This is a genomic window from Bradyrhizobium sp. CCBAU 45389 (assembly GCF_028128625.1).
Lineage (GTDB): Bacteria > Pseudomonadota > Alphaproteobacteria > Rhizobiales > Xanthobacteraceae > Bradyrhizobium > Bradyrhizobium liaoningense_B.
This window is the reverse complement of sequence record NZ_LBIY01000038.1, coordinates 1-1,411: the sequence shown is the minus strand read 5'-3', so window position 1 is coordinate 1,411 and position 1,411 is coordinate 1. Positions and strand designations below refer to the sequence as shown.

Below are 1,411 nucleotides of genomic sequence, written 5' to 3'. Positions count from 1 at the left end.
AGGACCTCGATGCTGCGAGGCGTCCTTGGCTGCCGTGTGATGAGGCCGGCGCGTTCCAGCGTGAGCACCATCTGGTGGACCGAAGGCGGGCTGACGCGGAAATATTCCTGCATGTCGGTTTCGGCCGGAGGTCTGCGGTGCAGCCGCGTATAGAGGCGGATAAAAGCCAGATACTGCCCCTGCTTGGGCGTGAAGGTTTTTGCCGAAGGACTCACGTCGGCCATCCGATTCAGTTGTTGGTGCGTGCCTCGAACATGGAGGCACACCATGAATGTACGCTATCGGATCGACCTCAGCCAAATCGAGCGCACGGAACTCAGGACGCTGCTCAGCGGCGGCAAGCATGCATCCCGCAAGCTCAAGCGCGCGCAGATTTTGCTGGCTGCCGACGCTGGGGGCAGCGACGAGGAGATCGCGAGGAGCGTCGGCGTGGGCTGCTCGACCGTGTACCGGACCAAGCGACGCTTCGTGGAAGGCAATCTGGCGCGGGCGCTGAGCGACGAGCCGCGTCCCGGGGCGGAGCGCAAACTGACGGGCAAGGAAGAAGCCTTGCTGGTGGCGACGGCCTGCGCCAGTCCTCCGGAAGGCCGCGCCCGCTGGACGCTCGAGCTGTTGGCAGATGCGATGGTCAAGCTCACCGAACACAAGAGCCTGTCGCACGAGACGGTTCGGCGGCGCCTGGCCGAAAATGGCCTCAAGCCCTGGCGCAGGGACATGTGGTGCATTCCGCAGGTCGATGGCGAATACGTCGCCCGCATGGAGGATGTCCTCGACCTCTACGCCGCGGCGCCCGATCCCAGGCGGCCGGTGGTGTGCTTCGACGAAAGCCCGGTGCAACTCATCGGCGAGGCGCGTCAACCGATTCCGGCCGCGCCCGGCCGGCTCGAACGTTACGATTACGAGTATCGTCGCAACGGTACGGTCAATCTCTTCGTCCTGCTCGACGTGCATCGTCCCTGGCGCAAGGTCAAAGTCACCGAGCGGCGAGCGGCAGAAGACTACGCCCACCGCATGCGCGAGCTCGTCGACGTCCATTATCCCGATGCCGAGATCATCCGGGTCGTCCAGGATAACCTATCGACCCACTCCGCTGGCGCCCTGTATCAGACATTCCCGCCTGCCGAAGCCAGGCGGATTTTGCGACGGCTCGAGTTCCACTACACGCCCAAGCACGCAAGCTGGCTCAACATGGTCGAAATCGAGATCGGCGTCCTGCGCGGCCAGTGCCTGGATCGCAGAATCGATGATCTCAAGCGCTTGCGCCGCGAAATCGCCGCCTGGGAACGGAAGCGAAATGCCGCCCGCTCGCGCATCAAATGGATGTTCACAACAGACAAAGCCCGCACCAAAATGGGCCGCGCCTATCCCGCTACTTCCAAAGAGTCATAATCACTGTGCAGAGCCACTAGTG

At 63.2% G+C, this 1,411-nt stretch carries 2 protein-coding genes; one reads left to right on the top strand and one right to left on the bottom strand.

Features of this window, described 5'->3' with window-relative positions:
* Positions 1-224: LexA family protein (locus tag XH79_RS06900; RefSeq protein WP_271581166.1), on the bottom strand; the 224-nt coding region annotated here is incomplete at its 3' end.
* Positions 225-267: 43 nt separating this feature from the next.
* On the opposite strand from XH79_RS06900, the gene XH79_RS06895 reads away from it, so the two are divergent.
* On the top strand, positions 268-1,389 hold the full coding sequence (locus XH79_RS06895) for an IS630 family transposase (RefSeq protein ID WP_271581165.1): 1,122 nt from the start codon (positions 268-270) through the stop codon (positions 1,387-1,389).
* Positions 1,390-1,411 lie beyond the last annotated feature (22 nt).

Bases quoted from the DNA above. Each gene is read 5' to 3' on its own strand.
- XH79_RS06895 (WP_271581165.1), top strand. From the start codon at position 268: ATGAATGTACGCTATCGGATCGACCTCAGCCAAATCGAGCGCACGGAA.